The organism is Sorangium sp. So ce590, from assembly GCF_051521365.1.
GTDB lineage: Bacteria > Myxococcota_A > Polyangia > Polyangiales > Polyangiaceae > Sorangium.
Genome location: NZ_CP150346.1, coordinates 7313388 through 7331250 on the forward strand (window position 1 = coordinate 7313388; position 17863 = coordinate 7331250).

Annotated in this window: 13 protein-coding genes; 7 read left to right on the forward strand and 6 right to left on the reverse strand. The window is 71.0% G+C overall.

All coding sequences use genetic code 11. The features are described 5' to 3' along the window. The first annotated feature begins 1 nt into the window (after window position 1). Window positions 2-499: a response regulator gene (locus WMF28_RS27230; protein WP_437596242.1), complete on the forward strand. Its 498-nt coding sequence runs from the start codon at window positions 2-4 to the stop codon at window positions 497-499. Between the two features lie 139 nt (window positions 500-638). On the opposite strand, the gene WMF28_RS27235 is transcribed toward WMF28_RS27230, so the two are convergent. Together WMF28_RS27235 and WMF28_RS27240 are read right to left on the reverse strand one after the other, a co-directional pair. Next, window positions 639-1748, reverse strand: a complete 1110-nt coding sequence (locus WMF28_RS27235; RefSeq protein ID WP_437596243.1) for a glycoside hydrolase family 16 protein — start codon at window positions 1746-1748, stop codon at window positions 639-641. Between the two features lie 161 nt (window positions 1749-1909). Further along, window positions 1910-2152, reverse strand: a complete 243-nt coding sequence (locus tag WMF28_RS27240; RefSeq protein ID WP_437596244.1) for a hypothetical protein — start codon at window positions 2150-2152, stop codon at window positions 1910-1912. Between the two features lie 14 nt (window positions 2153-2166). Between WMF28_RS27240 and WMF28_RS27245 the strand changes: the two genes are divergently transcribed. From WMF28_RS27245 to WMF28_RS27260, 4 genes are all read left to right on the forward strand, one after another. Next, window positions 2167-2646 (forward strand): MarR family winged helix-turn-helix transcriptional regulator, encoded by a 480-nt coding sequence (locus WMF28_RS27245; protein ID WP_437596245.1) that lies wholly within the window; start codon window positions 2167-2169, stop codon window positions 2644-2646. A gap of 22 nt (window positions 2647-2668) precedes the next feature. Beyond that, window positions 2669-3388 carry an acetolactate decarboxylase gene (locus tag WMF28_RS27250; RefSeq protein WP_437596246.1) on the forward strand — a complete coding sequence of 240 codons (720 nt, stop codon included), beginning with the start codon at window positions 2669-2671 and terminating at the stop codon, window positions 3386-3388. Window positions 3389-3597: 209 nt separating this feature from the next. Further along, complete coding sequence (locus WMF28_RS27255; protein WP_437596247.1) at window positions 3598-4713, forward strand: P1 family peptidase; 1116 nt, start codon at window positions 3598-3600, stop codon at window positions 4711-4713. A 132-nt stretch (window positions 4714-4845) separates the two neighbouring features. Beyond that, the gene (locus WMF28_RS27260) at window positions 4846-10839 is read left to right on the forward strand and encodes an AAA family ATPase (RefSeq protein WP_437596248.1); all 5994 of its coding nucleotides are present in this window, start codon (window positions 4846-4848) and stop codon (window positions 10837-10839) included. Window positions 10840-10926: 87 nt separating this feature from the next. Here WMF28_RS27260 and WMF28_RS27265 read toward each other — a convergent pair whose 3' ends face one another. Beyond that, on the reverse strand, window positions 10927-11586 hold the full coding sequence (locus WMF28_RS27265; protein ID WP_437596249.1) for a histidine phosphatase family protein: 660 nt from the start codon (window positions 11584-11586) through the stop codon (window positions 10927-10929). An 82-nt stretch (window positions 11587-11668) separates the two neighbouring features. On the opposite strand from WMF28_RS27265, the gene WMF28_RS27270 reads away from it, so the two are divergent. After that, window positions 11669-12403 (forward strand): DUF7873 family protein, encoded by a 735-nt coding sequence (locus WMF28_RS27270; RefSeq protein WP_437596250.1) that lies wholly within the window; start codon window positions 11669-11671, stop codon window positions 12401-12403. Window positions 12404-12949: 546 nt separating this feature from the next. Here WMF28_RS27270 and WMF28_RS27275 read toward each other — a convergent pair. The 3 genes from WMF28_RS27275 to WMF28_RS27285 form a co-directional block, all read right to left on the reverse strand. Continuing rightward, window positions 12950-14239, reverse strand: a complete 1290-nt coding sequence (locus WMF28_RS27275) for an MFS transporter (protein WP_437596251.1) — start codon at window positions 14237-14239, stop codon at window positions 12950-12952. Then, a complete protein-coding gene (locus tag WMF28_RS27280; protein WP_437596252.1) occupies window positions 14239-14871 on the reverse strand; it encodes a TetR family transcriptional regulator in 633 nt (210 codons plus the stop codon). The genes WMF28_RS27275 and WMF28_RS27280 overlap by 1 nt, the downstream gene beginning before the upstream one ends. A 422-nt stretch (window positions 14872-15293) precedes the next feature. Beyond that, complete coding sequence (locus WMF28_RS27285) at window positions 15294-15878, reverse strand: GNAT family N-acetyltransferase (RefSeq protein WP_437596253.1); 585 nt, start codon at window positions 15876-15878, stop codon at window positions 15294-15296. Window positions 15879-16157: 279 nt separating this feature from the next. On the opposite strand from WMF28_RS27285, the gene WMF28_RS27290 reads away from it, so the two are divergent. Further along, window positions 16158-17468 carry a ferritin-like domain-containing protein gene (locus tag WMF28_RS27290; protein ID WP_437596254.1) on the forward strand — a complete coding sequence of 437 codons (1311 nt, stop codon included), beginning with the start codon at window positions 16158-16160 and terminating at the stop codon, window positions 17466-17468. Window positions 17469-17863: the final 395 nt, after the last annotated feature.

Sequence of the window (17863 nt, forward strand, 5' to 3'; positions counted from 1 at the left end):
GATGACATCGGCGAAATTTACCAGGCGCTTTCGCGGGACCTCGGACGAGGCGCCGGAGGCGCCCCAGCGGGAGCGGCCGATCGTGGTCGTGATCGACGACGACCCGCGGATGCGGTCCGCGCTCGCGTTCACGCTGCGGCACGACTACGACGTGCGCCTGTACGCGAGCGCTCAGGAGGGCATCGCCGCCGTGACGGAGATGACCAGCCTGGTCATCCTGGACATCCGCATGCCGGGGATCGATGGGCTCACTGCGTACCTGAAGATCAAGGCGCTATACCCGAAGGTGCCTATCATCTTCTACACCGCGTTCCAGGACATCCTGGAGAAGCAAGACCTGCTCTCGACCCACAAGGCGTTCGGCTATTTCGACAAGAACGGCGACGTGTCGGGGCTCAAGGCGGCGGTGGAGAAGGCCGTGCAGCACCACAGCGTTGTCTCGAGCATGGCGAGCGCGCAGAAGCTCGTGCGCGGGCTCATGCCCCCGGACGACCACTGACCGGCGCGTCCGGCGCGCGGCCGCGGGATGGCAGGCATCGCGAGGGGCTGCGATCCGTCGTGACGGCCCCCAGCATCCCGGGTGTTCCGACGGATCGCCGCGGTTCGCCACCGCAAATTCCTCCTTGGGGGAGGAGGGATCAGGGCAGGGTGTCCTCGCGGGCGATCGAGGACGCCCGGAAGCCGGCCACCTGCGCGTCCACCTCGGCCTGCGACAGGAGGATGTCTTTCGCGAAATAAACCCAGTCGACGTCCTCGGCGTACGTCCGCGGGCCGGACTCTCCGGCAGCGAGCTCGTCAAACCATAGATTGAAGTCGAGGTGCTGGTTCGTTTCGGGGACGTAGGCGGCGTCGTGCGTGAAAAGCAGCGTGCCTTCGATGTAGTACTGGATGCCTGACTCGGCGATCTGGATGAGGAGCCTCTTCCAGCCCGACTGGTCCCCCGCTACGTGGTTCGATTGCGTGCTCTCCAGCGAGGCCGTCTCCCACGAGGTGAGCCACAACGTGCTCGTGTTGCCCTGTCCCCACCCGCCGTTGGGCATGTACTCGAAATCCTGCTCCGAATAGTTGGGATCGGTCTCGGGGTCGTTGATCCACGGGCTGATCGTGAAGAACGTCTCGACCAGCTTGTCGCCGAGGTGCCGGGTCCCGGTCAGGGGAGTGTTGCTGAATTTCACCCTGGCGGAGTAGGTCCCGAGGCGGAACTTGTCGTCGTTGGACTGGAGCTCCGCGTGCGAGGTGCTCGCGCCGGATCCGCTCGTTGTCGCCTTGAGCCGCAGCAGCCTGTTCGAGGCGAGATCGGGATCGTCGATGAACGACACATTGGACGCCGGCCATTGCGCGCCGGCGACCCCGGGCGCTCCGTCGGTCGTCCGCACCCACCACCGGCTCGTGAGATTGCGATCGGCGTTGCCGGTGTACGTGAAGTCGTCGAAGAACGCGGCCGACACCGTGACGCCGCCGCCGCCGCTGCCGCCATCTCCGCCGCTGCCGTCTCCGCCGCTGCCGCCTGCGCCGCCGTCTCCGCCGCTGCCGCCTGCGCCGCCGTCTCCGCCGCTGCCGCCTGCGCCGCCGTCTCCGCCTGCGCCGCCATCTCCGCCGCTGCCGCCGCCTGCGCCGCTGCCGCCTGCGCCGCCGTCTCCGCCGCTGCCGCCTGCGTCGCCGCCGTTGCCGCCATCTCCGCCGCTGCCGCCGCTGCCGCCGCTACCCCCGCCACCGACGCCGGTGTCGCTCGTGCAAGCCAACAGCACCTGCGCCGCAAGAAGCGCCGCCCCCGCAACATGGGCGAAATGCCCACCGCGGGGCGCCCGCGCCGTCGCAGCAACGGTCCTCCGGGATTCGTGATCCATTTCCATCGAGCTTGTTCCCTTCCAGGCCGAGCGTCCCATCCACCGGGATCGAGCGCTGTACCTCAGCGCTCCCGCAGGCATTTGCGGATGTCGACGGAGACGGCCGCCACGATGATGACGCCCTCGATGATCTGCTGCCAGTAGGCCGACACCCCGAGGACGACGATGCCGTCGTCGAGGACCTCGAAGAGGAGCACCTCGGGGCGCTGGGTGATCGCCTTGGCGCCCTGGCCGGCCCAGCGCCGGAGATGGTTGCGCAGCGCAACTTTTCTATCCGGAGATGGTTGCGTATCGCAACGATCCATGTTTCCCTCGGAGGGTGACAACGAGAGAGCTCCGCTCCGAGGTCCGCGCCTTCGTGCGGGGCTTCGGTCTCCTGGACGAGGAGCGCACGCCCTGCGGCGTCCGGGTGGCGCCGCGCGAGGCCCACGCCCTGACGATCCTCGCGGACGCCGAGCGGGCGGGCGTGCAGCTCTCCCAGAGCGACCTGCGGGGGGCGCTCGGCATCGACAAGAGCAACGTCACCCGGCTGATCCAGCGCCTCCGCGAGGACGGCCGGGTGGAGCAGGACGTCAGCGAGGAGGACGGGCGGGTCCGTCGCCTGCGGCTCACCTCGGCCGGGCGCCGGACGGCGGGGCGCCTGGAGGAGCAGAGCCTGCGGAGGTTCCAGTCGATCCTGGACGCCATTCCCTGCGAGGAGCGCGCCGCCGTGGTGAGCGCGTTGCACGTCTTGAACAGCGCGCTCTCGCGCGTGACCGAGGAGCAGCCCCATGCAAGCGATACGAGCGATTCTCTCTAGCGCTCTTCTCGGAGCTCTCCTGATGTCCCCGATCGCCGCCTGCACACCCTCGAGCGAGGCCGCCGCGGAGCCCGCGCCGGGCGCGCCGGCGGCGGTGCCGGTCCGCTCGTTCGGCGCGCTCCGCGCGATCATGCACGAGGGGCAGACGGGGCCCGCCGTGCGCATCGGCGATGTCGTGCCGGGCCCGCACGCGTTCGGGATCGGGGCGCTCAGCGAGTTGCGCGGGGAGGTGACCGTCGTCGACGACGCGATCTGGACCTCCTATGCGCGCGACGACGGGACCCTCGACGTGCGCCCCGCCGGGGCGGAGGAGCGGGCGACGCTCTTCGTGGTGGCGAATGTCGCGCGGTGGCAGGAGGCGACGCTCGACGCCGACGTGCCGGACGGGCAGATCGACGCGCGCATCGAGGCGCTCCTGCGGGAGCGCGGCCTCGACACGGAGGGCGCTGTCCCGGTCCAGGTGCGCGGGGGCTTCCGCGATCTCAGCTGGCATGTCATCGACGGGAGAAAGCTCGCCCCCGGCGGCGGCCACGCGGACCATGTCCGGGCGTCGGTGAGCGGGACGCTCCCCGCCGCCGAGGGGACGCTGGTGGGCTTCTTCTCGAAGCGCCACCACGGTGTCTTCACGCACATGGGGTCGAACACGCATTTCCACGTCGTCCTGCCGGAGCGATCGCTGATGGGCCACGTGGACGGCGTGACGCTCGCTCGCGGCGCGCGCGTCCTCCTGCCGGCGCCTTGAAGCTTGACCTCGCGCGCCCGCGCGCCCTCTGGCACGGAGGTTGATAAGGCATCTCCCCATGAATGCCAGACACCGCTGCCGGCCATGTCCCATCACCCGGGCGCACGTCGCGGCCGATCGCCGCTCCCCGCCGGGGCGCGATGGCCTGTCCGGTCGAGGCAGGCCGCGCGCCGTTGGCGCCCGGCTCCGGGGCACCGGCGGGGGGCGGCGTGCGCGCACGTGATCTCGGCGTCGCGCCCGGGATCTTCGACCCGGGCCCGCTGAACGCGATCACCGACGTGGGCGGCGTGCGCGTCGGGCACGCCACGGTCGTCGAAGGCGACGCGATCCGCACAGGCGTCACCGCCGTCCTCCCGCACGGGGCGAACCTCTACCTCGATCGCGTCCCCGCGGCGATCCACGTGGGCAACGGGTTCGGCAAGCTCGTCGGCTCGACGCAGGTCCGCGAGCTGGGCGAGCTGGAGACTCCCCTCCTCCTCACGAGCACGCTTTGCGTGTTCCGGGCGGCGGACGCGCTCGTCGAGTGGATGCTGGCGCAGCCCGGCATGGAGGAGGTCCGCTCGCTCAACCCGGTCGTCGGCGAGACAAACGACGGCGTGCTCAACGCGATCCGGCTCCGGCCGATCACCGCCGAGCACGTGCGCGCGGCGCTCACCTCGGCGCGCGAAGGGCCCGTGCCGGAGGGGTGCGTCGGCGCGGGCACGGGGACGATCGCGTTCGGGTGGAAGGGCGGGATCGGCACCGCCTCGCGGGCGCTGCCGGCGTCGCTCGGCGGCGCCTCTGTCGGCGTGCTCGTTCAGTCGAACTTCGGCGGCGTGCTGCAGGTGATGGGGGCGCCTGTCGGCGAGGAGCTCGGCCGGTACGCATTTCGGTCGGAGATCGAGCCGAACCAGGAATCGAACCAGGAAGTCGAACCGGATCAGGGCGGCGGATCCATCCTCATCGTGGTCGCGACAGACGCGCCGCTGTCGGACCGCAACCTCGGACGCCTCGCGGCCCGCGCGATCCTGGGCCTGTCGCGCACGGGCTCCTCCGCCGCAAACGGATCGGGAGACTACGCTGTCGCCTTTTCGACGAGCACCTCGGTCCGGCGCCCCTCCGGCGCGAAGCAGCTCGTGACGACGGAGCTCGCCAACGAGGAGATGTCTGCGCTGTTCCAGGCCGTGATCGAGGCCAGCGAAGAGGCCATTTACAACTCGCTCTTCACGGCTCAGACCACCGCCGGAAACGGCCGTACGGTGGAAGCCATTCCTCTGGATCGGGTCCGTGAGGTGCTGTCCAGGTACGGCGTCCCGCGGCGCGACGGCCGCTCTCGTCGGGAGTGACGCGAGGGCGTCGCAGGCGAGCCGGCGCGACAGGGCGCCGCAATTTGCCCGTGGCGAAGCGCGGCGCTTTGGGCAACATCTCGATCCACGCCTGCGCCTCGGAGGCCGCTCCGGCCTTCCGAAGATCTCTTTATGCCTCAGAGTCCACGTTACCTCGTGCTGGAGGTCCTGCACACCGGGGCAGACACGATCCTGTACCGAGCGCGACGCAACGAAGACGGACTACCGGTCGTGCTCAAGGTCCTGCGGCGCGACCACGCCAGCCCTCAGGCCCTCGGGCGGCTGCGCCACGAGCACGAGGTGGCCAGCCGGCTCGACGTGCCCGTCATCGTCAAGGCGTACGCGATCGAGGCGTTCGGCGACCAGGTGGCCCTGGTCCTGGAGGACTTCGGCGGCCGCTCGCTCGACCAGCTCCTCGACGGGCCGATGCCGCTCGAGCGCTTCCTCCCCCTCGCCCTGCGCCTCTCCGGCGCGCTCGCCGAGCTGCATCGGCACCATATCATCCACAAGGATATCAAGCCCCAGAACCTGCTCTACAACCCCGACACCGGGGAGGTGAAGATCACCGATCTCGGGATCGCCCGCCTCTCGCCCCGCGCGCCGGAGGACCTCGCCCACGACGCGTTCGTCGCGGGGACGCTGGCGTACATGGCGCCGGAGCAGACGGGCCGTATGAACCGCTCCATCGACGAGCGGACCGACCTGTACTCCCTCGGTGTCACCTTCTACGAGGTGCTGACTGGCTCCCTGCCCTTCCAGGCGAGCGACCCCGTGGAGTGGGTGCATTGCCACATCGCCCTGACGCCGCCCTCGCCTCACGCGATCGTCCCCTCGATTCCCCCGCAGCTGTCGGCGGTCGTGCTCAAGCTGCTGGCCAAGGCCGCCGAGGAGCGTTATCAGAGCGCGCTCGGCCTCCGGCACGACCTCGACCTCTGCTTCGCCCAGCTCCGGTCGCGCGGCGCCATCGAGGCCTTTCCGCTCGGGCAGCGCGACGTCTCGGACCGGTTCCAGATCCCGCAGCGGCTCTACGGCCGCGAGCGCGAGGTCGAGGCGCTGCTCGCCGTCTTCGAGCGCGTCGTGGCCCAGGGCCTGCCGGAGCTCGTGCTCGTGTCGGGCTACTCCGGCGTCGGCAAGTCGTCGCTCGTGGCCGAGCTGCACGGGCCGGTCGTGCGCGAGCGCGGCTTCTTCCTCTCCGGAAAGTTCGAGCAGCTCAAGCGGGACGTCCCCTACCACGCCTTCCTCCAGGCGTTCCGCGGGCTCGTGCAGGAGATCCTGTGCGTGAGCGAGCAGGAGCTCGAGCGCTGGCGCCTGCGCCTGCGGGAGGCCCTCGGCGCGAGCGGCGGGCTCCTCACCGGCGTGCTCCCCGAGCTCGAGCTGCTCCTCGGCCCGCAGCAGCCCGTGCCCGAGCTCCCTGCGGTCGAGGCCCGGCACCGGTTGCACGCAACGCTCCAGCGCTTCGTCGCCGCGTGCGTCCAGAAGGAGCACCCGATGGTGCTCTTCATCGACGACCTCCAGTGGGCCGACGCCGGGAGCCTCCAGCTGCTCGAGCAGCTCGTCACGTATGCCGAGGCCGAGCACCTCCTGCTGATCGGCGCCTACCGGGACAACGAGATCGGCCCGGCGCACCCGCTCGCGCTCATGCTGGCCGACGCGCGGAAGCGCGGCGCCCGCGTCACCGACATCGTCCTCGCGCCGCTCTCTCCGTCCGACGTCGGCGCGCTCGTCGCCGGCGCGGTGCACGCCCCGGCCGAGCAGGTCGAGCCGCTCTCGCAACTGGTCTACGAGAAGACCGGCGGCAACCCCTTCTTCGCGATCCAGTTCCTGATGGAGCTGCACCAGGAGGGGCTCGTCGCCTTCGACGCGGAGGCGGGGACCTTTCGCTGGGACATCGCCGCGATCCGCGACAAGGGCTTCAGCGACAACGTCGTCGACCTGATGGTGGGCAAGCTGAAGCGGCTCTCCGCCCCGGCGCAGGAGGCGCTCAAGCTCGCCGCGTGCCTCGGCAGCAGCCTGATCCTCGACACCCTCGCGGTGGTCGCGAAGCGCCCGGCGACGGAGCTCGGCGAGGCGCTCGCGGAGGCCGTGCGGGAGGGGCTGCTCCTCCGCCGCAACGGCGCGTACCGGTTTCTCCACGACCGGGTGCAGCAGGCCGCCCAGGCGCTCATCCCTGCGACGCAGCTCGCCGAGGTGCACCTCTGCATCGGCCGGCTGCTGTTGAAGGGGCGGAGCGCGGCGGAGCGCGAAGATGCGCTCTTCGACATCGTGGGCCACCTCAACCGCGGCGCCGCGCTCATCCGATCTCCGGCGGAGCGGGACGAGCTCGCCGCGCTGAACCTCCGCGCCGGCAGGAGGGCCAAGGCCGCGGCGGCCCACGAGACCGCCGCCGCCCTCTTCGCCGCGGGCATGGCCCTCCTCCCCGAGGAGCGCTGGGAGACGCAGTACGAGCTCGCCCACGACCTGAGCCTGGAGCGCGCGCACGCCGCGTACGTCATCGGCAGCTTCGAAGAAGCCGAGCGGCTGCTCGGAGAGCTCATGGCTCGCACGAGGACCAAGGTCGAGAGGGCCGCTGTCGTCGAGCTCGCCGTCGCGCTGAACGTCACCCGCGGACAAGTCGCGCGCGCCGTGGAGATCGGGCTCTCGTGCCTCCGCGCCTGGGACATCGAGGTATCGCCCTCTGTCACCGACGCGCAGGTCGAAGAGGAGACCGAGAGCGTCTGGCAGATCCTGGGCGATCGGTCCATCGAGGGCCTGATCCATCTGCCCGCCATGACGCACCCGGAGATCAAGATCGCGATGGCCGTCCTCCGGGGCGTGGCCATCCCGGCGTGGTTCGTGGACCAGAACCTGCATTATCTGCTCGTCATGCGCATGGTCAAGCTCAGCCTCCGCCACGGCAACGCCGAGAGCTCCGCCCACGCGTACGCCGCCTTCGCGCGGGTGCTCGCCCCGCGGTTCGGGCGATACAAGGAGGCTTATCTGTTCGGCAAGCTCGCCTGCGACCTGGCGGACAGGAGCCCCGTCCTCGCCATAAAGTCCCCGGTGTTCACGCTGTTCGGACAGCAGATCGTCTTCTGGACGCGCCACTACAGAGAGACCTATTCCTATACTCGACTCGGCTTCAACGCCGCGATGGAGTGCGGCGACTGGAACAATGCCTGTTACAACTGCATCTGGGCGCCGACGTTCCCGCTGCTCTGCGGTGAGCCGCTGGAGGACGTCCTCCACCAGACCGAGGACCGCCTCGGCTTCGTGCGCAAGGCCGGTTACGCATTCGTCCATGACATCCTCCTCGGCGTCCGGTACCTCATCCAGACGCTGCGCGGGCGGCCGGTCCATTTCTCGATGCTGGATGGGTCCGAGCTGGACCGGGCGGCCTTCGAGGCGCGGCTCCCGGCGGGGGACTCGCGCAGCGCTCACAGCCAGTACTACAGCCTGAAGGCGCAGGCGCTGTTCGTCCTCGGCTCTCCGGGCGAGGCGCTCACGGCGTCGTCCCGTGTGATCGTCGATTACGATTGGAGGAACGACGCGCACGCGCTCGTCGTCGAGAGCTTCTATTACCACGCGCTCGCGCTCGCCGCGGTCTGCGGCGAGGCACAGCCGCCCGAGGAGCTCCCCCGGGCGCTGCTCGACTGCGAGCGGCAGCTCGGCGCGTGGGCGGAGAGCTGCCCGCCGAACTTCCGCCACAAGCACGCCCTGGTCCGCGCCGAGATCGCCCGTCTCCTGGGGCAAGAAGGGGAGGCCATCCGGCTCTACGAGCAGGCGGCCTCGTCGGCGCGGGAGCACGGCTTCGTCCAGCACGAGGCCATCGCCTGCGAGCTCGCCGCGGGCTTCTACCGCGCGCGCGGCCTGTCCACGCCCGAAGGCGCCTACCTGCGAAAGGCCCGCGCCGGCTATTTCCGCTGGGGCGCCCACGCCAAGGTGGAGCAGCTCGACCAGCGCTACCCCGACCTCGTCGAGCGCAAGCCGATCGCCCCCACGGTCACCTTCGCCGTGCGGGCCGAGCAGTTCGACGTCCTGTCGGTGGTCAAGGCCGCGCAGAGCATCTCCGGCGAGCTCAAGCTCCCGCGCCTGCTCGAGATGCTGCTGCGCATCGTGGTCGAGCACGCGGGCGCCGAGGAGGGCTATGTGCTCCTGGTCCGGGATGATCGCCTGTCGACCGCGGCGGCGATCGCGGCGTCCGGAGGCGAGGCGCGGCTGCTCGACGCGGGCGAGGAGGCGGCGGCGGCGCTGCCGCGGTCCATCCTCAACTACGTTCGCCGGAGCCACGAGCGCGTGCTGCTCGACGACGCCGCCGTCAGGCACCCGTTCTCGGAGGACGAGTATTTCACCCGGAAGAGGCCGAGGTCGGTGCTATGTCTCCCGATCGTGCGGCAGGCCCGGCTGCTCGGCCTGCTCTACCTGGAGAACAGGCTCGTCGCCGGGGTGTTCACCCCTGCGCGGCTCAGCGTGCTCGAGCTGCTCGCCTCGCAATCGGCCATCTCGCTGGAGAACGCCATGCTCTATTCCCAGGTCGAGCAGGAGAACGCCGAGCGCCGGCGGGCGGAGCACGCGCTCAAGGCCAACCAGGCGACCCTCCAGGCGATCGTCGACAACTCGGCCGCGGCAGTCTACCTCAAGAACCATGAGGGCCGGTATGTGCTCGCCAACCGGCAGACGGGCAAGGCCGTGGGGCTGTCGAGCCATGAGGTCCTCGGAAAGACCGACGTCGAGCTCTTTCCTGGGCCGACCGTCGAGACCCTCCAGAGCAACGACCGGCGCGTGCTCGAGGCGGGCAAACCGCTGGAGTTCGAGGAGGAGATATGGCTGGAGGACGGGCCGCACACCTTCCTGTCGGTCAAGTTCCCGCTCGGCGAGGAGCTCATGCCGGGCGTGCTGTGCGGCATCTCCACCGACATCACCGAGCTCAAGCGGGCCGAGCGGGCGGAGCGCTTCCTGGCCGAGGCGGGCCGCAGGCTGATGGCCCTCGGCTACAGCGCGACCCTCGACAGCGTGGCGCAGCTCGCGGTGCCCGAGCTGGCCGACCAGTGCGTCGTCGACGTGCGCCTCGATCACGACGCCCCGGGACACACGGCCACCGCGGGCGTGCCGGACGAGCAGGTCGACGCCGTGAAGGACGCGCTGCGGCCCCTGCTCGCGGCGTCGCCGGTCCGGCCCGAGGTGGGCGACGTCGGCGCCGCGCCGCTCCTGCGGCAGCTCGGGGTTCACGCGTTCCTCCGGGTTCCGCTCCTCGCGCGCGACCGGTGCTTCGGCGTCATGACCTTGCTGGCGACCGCGCCCTGGCGCCGTTGCGGCCCTGCCGACCTGTGGCTGGCCGAGGAGCTGGGGAGTCGCGCGGCGCTCGCGCTCGACAACGCCCGTCTGTTCGCCGAGGCGCAGAAGGCCATCGAGCGGCGGGACGAGTTCCTCCTCGTCGCCTCGCACGAGCTCAAGACCCCGCTGACCTCGCTGAAGATGCAGTCGCACCTCATCGAGCGGCTGCTGCGTCGCTACCAGCGGGCCGAGATCGCCCCCGAGCGCATCGACGCGGCGCTCCAGGTCCTCAATCGCCAGATCGCGCGGCTCGCGCACCTGGTCAACGAGCTGCTCGACGTGACCCGGCTCAGCGCCGGGCGGCTGACGCTCGTGCGCGCGCCGGTCGATCTGGCGGCCCTGACGCGCGAGGTCGTCGAGCGGATGAGCCAGCAGCTCGCCGACGCCCGCTGCGGTGTCCAGCTCGATCTGGACGAGCCCGTGGTCGGGCGCTGGGATCCGTCTCGCGTGGAGCAGGTCCTCATCAACCTCCTGTCGAACGCGATGAAGTACGGCGCCGGCGGCCCCATTCATGTCGTCGTGCGCGGGCAGCCGGATCGAGCGACGCTCGTGGTCCGGGATCACGGGATGGGCATCGCGGAGGCGGATCAGGCCAGGATCTTCGAGCGCTTCGAGCGCGCGGTGTCGGTCCGCAACTTCGGCGGCCTCGGCCTCGGGCTCTACATCGTCCGCTGGATCGTGACCTCGCACGGCGGCACCATCCGCGTGGAGAGCACGCCGGGCGCCGGCGCCACGTTCATCGTGGAGCTCCCTCTGGATGTGGCCGAGACCGGGACGGAGACGGACAGCCGGAGTGCCGTGCTCCCGTCGGCGTAGGGCGTCCGGCGGGGATCGCGCAGAGCGATTGACCAGCACCGGACGTCTGGCCGTCCGTGGTCGGACGTCTGACCACCGCATCGCGCCTCACGCCGGCGGCGCGGAGAGCGCCTCGGCCAGCGCGTCGCCGAGGTGAGCGGCGTCGTTCCAGACGACGACGCGGTAGCCGCTGCTCGGGTCGTGCTCGATCAGGGAGACGCCCGTGTTCGCCAGCACCTGCAGCGCCTTCAGCCCGCCGGCGTCCATCTGGAGTATCCGCCCGACAGCGGTCTTGATGGCCGCGCCGTGGGATACCAGCCCGACCGCCTCGCCCGCGTGTCGCTCCGCGATCCGGTCGAGCGCGCGCATCATGCGATCGCCGAGCTCCGCGTACGTCTCGCCGCCCCCGCGCCGGACATCGACGCCGCGCCGCCATGCAGCCCACTCCTCGGGGAAGCGCGCCTGCACGTCGGCGCGGCTGAGCCCCTGCCAGGCGCCGAGGTTCACCTCCCGCAGCGCTGGGTCCGCGACGGCCTCGAGGCCCAGCGCCGAGGCCAGGCGCTCCGCCGTCTCCTCGGCGCGCTCGAGGTCGGAGCAGTAGACCGCCGAGAGCCGGATCCGCGCGCCGACGAGCCGCTCCGCGAGCCGCGCGGCCTGTTCGCGCCCGCGCGCGCTGAGCCCGCGCCCCGCCTGTCCCTGGAAGACCTGCGCGCGGTTGTCGTCGGTCTCCCCGTGCCGGATGAGCATCAGCTTCGTGGTGGCGTGCACGATGGCCGCACTGTAGCAGGGCGCGACGGCGCTGACAGGCGCTCTGCTCCTCTGATAGGGTAGCCCCCTCCAGGAGACCGCCATGCCTCGCTTGAACCAGATCATCGCCATCGAGAAGGGCGTCAAGGCCCGCTCCCACCAGCGCCTCACCGAGGCGCACCACGCGCTGCAGAAGCCGGCGCTGCTCTCCGGGATCACGCGCACCTACAGGCCGAAGGACGAGGAGGGGGAGCAGCTCCCGCCCGAGGCGACGAGGGTGCAGGCGAAGGCCGAGGAGATCATCCGGAGCACGGTCGACATCCTGGGCGAGCTCTTCGACGTCACGGCCACAAAGGACTACGCCAACTGCAAGGCGCGCGCGGACGTGGTGGTCGACGGCAAGGTGCTGCTCACGGGGGCGCCGGTGACCTACCTGCTCTTCCTGGAGAAGCAGCTCGTCGACCTGCAGACCTTCATCAAGAAGCTGCCGGTGCTCGACGCGTCCGAGAGCTGGACGTTCGATCCCTCGGCGGACTCCTGGGCGACCGAGCCGGTGCAGACCGCGCGGACCAAGAAGATCCCGCGCAACCACGTCAAGGCCGAGGCGACGGACAAGCACCCCGCGCAGGTGGAGGTCTATCACGAGGATGTCGTGGTCGGTTACTGGAAGACGGTGAAGTTCTCGGGCGCGCTGCCGGCGCGGCGCATCAACGAGCTGCTCGATCGGGTGGAGAAGCTGCAGAAGGCGGTCAAGTTCGCCCGCGAGGAGGCGAACAACCAGGCGGCCGAGGAGCAGAAGGTCGGGGCCGCCGTCCTCGGGTTCATCTTCGGCGCCTGACGCGCGCCCGCTCCCCTGCACCGGCGGCGCTTGCGCCGTGGCCGCCGGGGCGATATCGTGGCGGCGGAGTGCAAGTTGAAGCTCAAGCTCAGCTTGATGGGCACAGCGCCCCAGTGCAGGTTCGAGCCCTGCCCCCGCCATCTCATCGTCGTCTTCACGGCGGGGTAGCCCAACTCGGTAGAGGCAGCGCTGGCCCGTTCAATGGTCTCAAGCTCTCACTCCAGGCTCGAGCATTCGCCGCCGATCATCCAATCGAACGGGAAGAGGCTAAAATCGTCGGATGCTGGTTCAATTCCAGCCTGGCCAGCCCGCGCCGCGGTGAGGCGATGCCTCTCCTCGCGCGGCGCCGGGGCGTCCCCGCCCCGGCGCGCAGATCACAATGGCCGGTAGTTCAATGGCAGAGCACGACGGTGTGAGGACTGACCTCTGACCTTAAACGTGTGGGTGTGCGCAGATGGCGGCAAACCGAGGCCCGGGGCTAGGCCACAGTCCCGGGCCTCACCTATTTCAGGCGCCACCGGCTCGCGGGCGCTGTCCCCGCGGAGGTCAAACGCCGGTTGACGGCTCTGCCGGCTGCCGGTCCGGTGAGCGCCCGGACGACGAGGCCTCCTCCAGCGCGAGCTTCGCAGGGAGGCGCGCGCTCGGAAACAGCAGATGCGCGAGGACCGGCGAGAGCGCCGCAAGCGCAGCCGCCAGGCTGAAGTGCAACGGATAGCCGAGGCGCCCCGCCGAGAACCCGCTCGCGGCCGAGGCGACCCCCGTGGCGATCACCACCGCGCTGGCCTGAACTGTGTAGTCCGTGGCGGCGCTCTCCCGATCGGTCCAGTCCATCATGCACGTGAAGAGCGCCGCCGTGGCCATCCCCCCGGCGAAGTGCTCGAACGCGCAGAGCGCCGTCAGCAGCGGCACCCCTGCCTCTGCGCGGGCGACGTACGCGTACCCGAGCACGCTCGCCGCCTGGAGGACCGCGAAGCCGACGAGCGACGATCGCCGCCCGAGCCGCAGCACAAGCGCCCCACCGGTCAGCGCGCCGAGCAGCCCCGCCACGAAGCCCACCGTCCCGAGCAGCCAGCCGATATCCGCGAGGGAGAGGCCGAGATCGGACAGGAACGGCCGGAGCATGCCGACCGCAAAGGCGTCGCCGAGCTTGTACACGACGATGAGCGCGAGCACCCGCCGGGCATGAGGGCGCTTCCAGAACGAGGCGGCAATGGCGGCAGCGGACGAGGGGGGTCGCGCCCCCTCGCGCCCGCCCCCCGCCTCGCGGGCGAGCAGCGTGGGGACGCTCAGGAGCGCGATGAACAGCGCCATGATGGCGAAGGTGAGCCGCCAGCCCAGCCGCTCGAAGAAGACGAGCAGCCCCCCTCCGCCCACGATCATCCCGGCCCGATAGCCGGCCACCTGGATGCCGTTGGCCCAGCCCCGCTCGCCCGGCTCCAGCATGTCCACCGCCAGGCCGTCGGTGGCGATGTCCTGGGTCGCCGAGAGCAGATTGACGATCAGCGCCGCCACGAGGACAGAGGAGAGCCCCTCTCCCGGCTCCCGCAGCGAGACGAGCCCGAGCACGACGATCGTGAGCCCTTGCAGGGGGAGGATCCACGAGCGGCGGCGCCCGAGCCGGGGAAAGAAGAAGCGATCGACGAGCGGCGCCCAGAGGAACTTGAGCGCCCACGGGAGCGCGAGCAGCGAGGCGAGGCCGATGCCCTCCAGCGAGATCCCCTGCTTGCGCAGGAGGACGGGGAGCGCCTGGGTGAAGAACCCGAACGGGAGGCCCTGGCACATGTAGAGCGACGTCAAGAGCCCGAGCCGTCGCAAGGACAGGTGGGGAAAGCGCATCAGCGGCTCGCCTTCCTGGTGGCCGACGAGAGGCCGAAGAGCCCCGACGCCATCGCCCACGTCGCGTCGGCGGCCGAGCCTGGGGGGATGAGATCGCGCGCCGTGGCCGCGAGCACGAAATACCCCTGGATGGTGGCCACGATGGCCGCCGCCGCGGCGTCCACGTCGCCGCGCGCGCAGGAGAACACCCGCTCCCGCGCGCCGCGCCGCGCGATCGCGGCGAGCCTGTTGACCGCGCTCTCGAGCGCTCCCGCGAACGCCTTTTGCACCTCGGCGTCCCGGAGCGCCTCGCCGCTCACGCAGATCCAGCACGCGAGCGCCTGCGGGTCGGCCCCCTCGCCCACCCGCAGGTGCGCGTCGATGAACGCGCGGAGCTCGGCCTCCGGATCGCCCGCCGCGGGAGCGAGCCGCCGCTCGATCCGGTCGGCATGCTCCTGCACGAGCAATGCGACGGCGGCGAGCAGGATCTCTCGCTTGCTCTCGAAGTGGTAGTGGACGAGCCCCGGCGCGAGGTGAGCCGCCGCCGCGATGGCCCCGATGGACGCCCCCTCATAGCCGCGCTCCGCCATGACCTTCAACAGAGCGCGCGCGATCTGGGCTCGACGTTCGGCGGTGTTGGACGGGCGAGGCATCCTGCCGCTCCTGCGCCCGCTGGCGCACGGGTATATTGGTTGGTCGTACAACCAACTTATGAAGCGACCTCGGCCGCCTGTCAAGGAGGGGCTCGGGGCGCTCGAGCAGGATCGCGCCGGGCGGGCTGCAGAGGCGGCAGCTACGGCGTCCCGCCATCGAGGAGCTGGTTCGATGATGTCGCGTTCTCTCTCGCTGATGATCGCAGGGCAGCTCTCCTGCGCCTGCCTCGTCTCCTCGTCCTGCGCGCCGTCGTCGCCCCCCGGCGACCCAGGCGGACAGGGCGGCGGCGGCTCGGGGGCAGGTGGGGGCGGCGCAGGCGGAGAGGCCGGCGCAGGCGGAGAGGCCGGCGCTGCCAGGGGCTGTCGGCCGTTTCGCTGCCCGAGGCCGAGGACTGGGCAGGCAACGTGGGGAAGCCGTTCGACTACCTGCTGCCCGAGTGAGCCACGTCGCTCGCCGGCCGAGGCGGCGCCGGCCTCGGGAGCACGAACCCTTCCGCCGCGAACCCTTTGCACACCCCTGGCCCCGTCCGGCGGAACCCGAGCTTCTCGAGCACCCTGACCGACGCGGCGTTCTCGAGCATCGCATGCGCGACGAGGCGCGGGAGCCCGAGATCCTCGAACGCATACCGGATGCACGCCGCGGCCGACTCCGTGGCGTAGCCCTGGCCCCAGTGCTTCCGGAGGAAGCGGTATCCGAGATCCGCGAGCTCGTCGTCCTCGTGCCACCTCAGCCCGCACCAGCCGAGCTTCTCCCCGGTCTTCCGGTCCGAGACGATGAACCGGCCCATGCGGAAGGCCTCGAACTGGTGCGCGAGCCGCGCGATCACCGCGCGCGCCTCGTCCTCGCTGGCGAACGCGGGGTCGCCCGTGTAGCGGAGCACCTCGGGATCGGCGCTCATCTCCATCATGAACGGGAGGTCGGAGGGCCGGTGGGGGCGGAGGCTCAGGCGTTCCGTCGAGAGGACAGCGGGGTAGTCGTCAGGTTCGTTCCTGTCGAGGGCGACCATCCTGCGATTCTACCGGGTTCGCCGCGGCGATGCACCCGCGGCGTCGACCGGGCGGGAGCGTCGCCCCGGATCGGGCCCTGACACGGTGCGGCCACGGTCGCTCTGGGTGCCTTGTGCGGCCGGCGCGGGGCCCGCGCTCGACGGCGGCCGCCCTCGTCGGGCGCTCCCCGGGCGCCCGGTGCGACGACGATGTCAGGCAGGGGACGCTCACCGTCCGCGCAAAGCGCGAGCTGCACGCGCCGTTCGCAGCGGCACAGAACTTGTTTCGTACGGACGCATATGGCCTCTCCCAACTCCATCGACAAGATCCTGCGTCATGTCCTGTCGCTCTCGCTCGCGCCCCTCGTCGGCGGGTGCGGGATCGACACAAGCGGCTTCGAGACCCTCCCTTGCGCGACCGAGGGCCGCACCCCGTACCTGGCGGGGGTCGAGCCCGGGGCTCCTGCCGACTACATCGAGCTACGGATGTCCACGGGCCCGGGGGGCCCGACGACGAGCACGCTCGAGTTCGTGGGCGAGAAGTGCTCCGGGGCGGCGGACAGGCCGGCGTGCGAGGAGAAGATCGCTGCGGCCACGTCCAGCAAGGGGTTCCGCCTCGGGGATTGCGTGGATTTCTGCCCGGATCACGTCCTGATCGTCAACACGGGCGACGAGGTGACCGTCCTCGATACGCGGGACGGGGTGATGGCGTGGCTCGGCCCCGTGAACACGCCCGCGGACGCGGTGCTCGCCGCGTCGCTGGCGGACTACACGGTCCGCTGCAGCAAGCCTGACGAGGGCGGCGTCCGGCCTGCCGGGGACGCATACGAGGTGCTCGCGACGAGGTACACGGAGATCTGTGATCCGATCGAGCGCACGCTCTATGTGCTCGCGGTGGACGCGGGCGGCGATGTGCAGGAGCTGGAATCCGAGGTGATCGAGTCGGAGTCGGGCGCCTGCGTCGGCCGGAGGCCGGCGGGGCTGCTGCGGACCGCGGGCCGGGGCGCGACGCAGGTCGGGGCGTATTTCGCGAACGTGGCGCAGCTCGAGGCGGCGAGCGTCCGGGCCTTCGAGGTGCTCGGGCGCGAGCTCGTCCATCACGGGGCGCCGCGGCCGCTCGTGGAGCGGGCGCGCATCGCCGGGCGCGACGAGGTGCGGCACGCGCGGGTGATGCGGCGCCTTTCGGCCCGTTACGGCGGCCGCTGGCAGCCGCCGCGGGTGGAGCCGAGGCCGGTCCGATCGCTGGAGGAGCTCGCGATCGACAATGCGACGGAGGGGTGCATACGGGAGACGTACGGCGCGCTGGTCGGCATGTGGCAGGGGCGCGTCGCGCAGGATCCGCTGGTCCGGCGCGTGATGACGCGCATCGCGCGCGACGAGGCGCGGCACGCGAAGCTCTCGTGGGCGATCGACGTCTGGGTGCGGCCGCGGCTCTCGGCCGCCGAGCGGCGGCGCGTCGAGGAGGCGCGGCGCGGGGCGCTCGCCGCGCTCGAGGACGAGGCGCGGCGCGACGTCGATCGGGCGCTCGTGGTCCACGCCGGGATGCCGGATGTGCAGGCGGCGAGGAGGCTCTCGCGGAATTTCGCCGAAGCGATCGCCGCCGGCGGCTAGCCGGCGCGCCGGCGAGTCATTCTCCGCGTTCCAGATGAAACGCTGGGTGTTCCGGCGGCGACTCGATTCGCCCGACATCCCTCCGGAACGCTGAAACCATCTCCTCATTTTCGCGGTGATGCTCTCCTGGCGCCGTTGCGCGCTCGCGGGCGCGAGCTGCTGCTTTTCCAGGCGTTCGCCGTGCTCGGCCCTCGCTCGAACCTCGCAGAGCGCGCGGGCTTCGCGGCGGCCCTCGGGCGCGGGCCGGCGGGAGCCGTGGTTGTCAACCCCTCAGCAGGGGGCTTGGTGAACCGCCCCCATTAACTTAGGATCGCTCCAGACACAGCGGGTTGGCGACTGGAGCCTTCGAGCGCTGGCAGCATCTGGCTACGCCCGCGTCGTGGCGTGACTCGCCA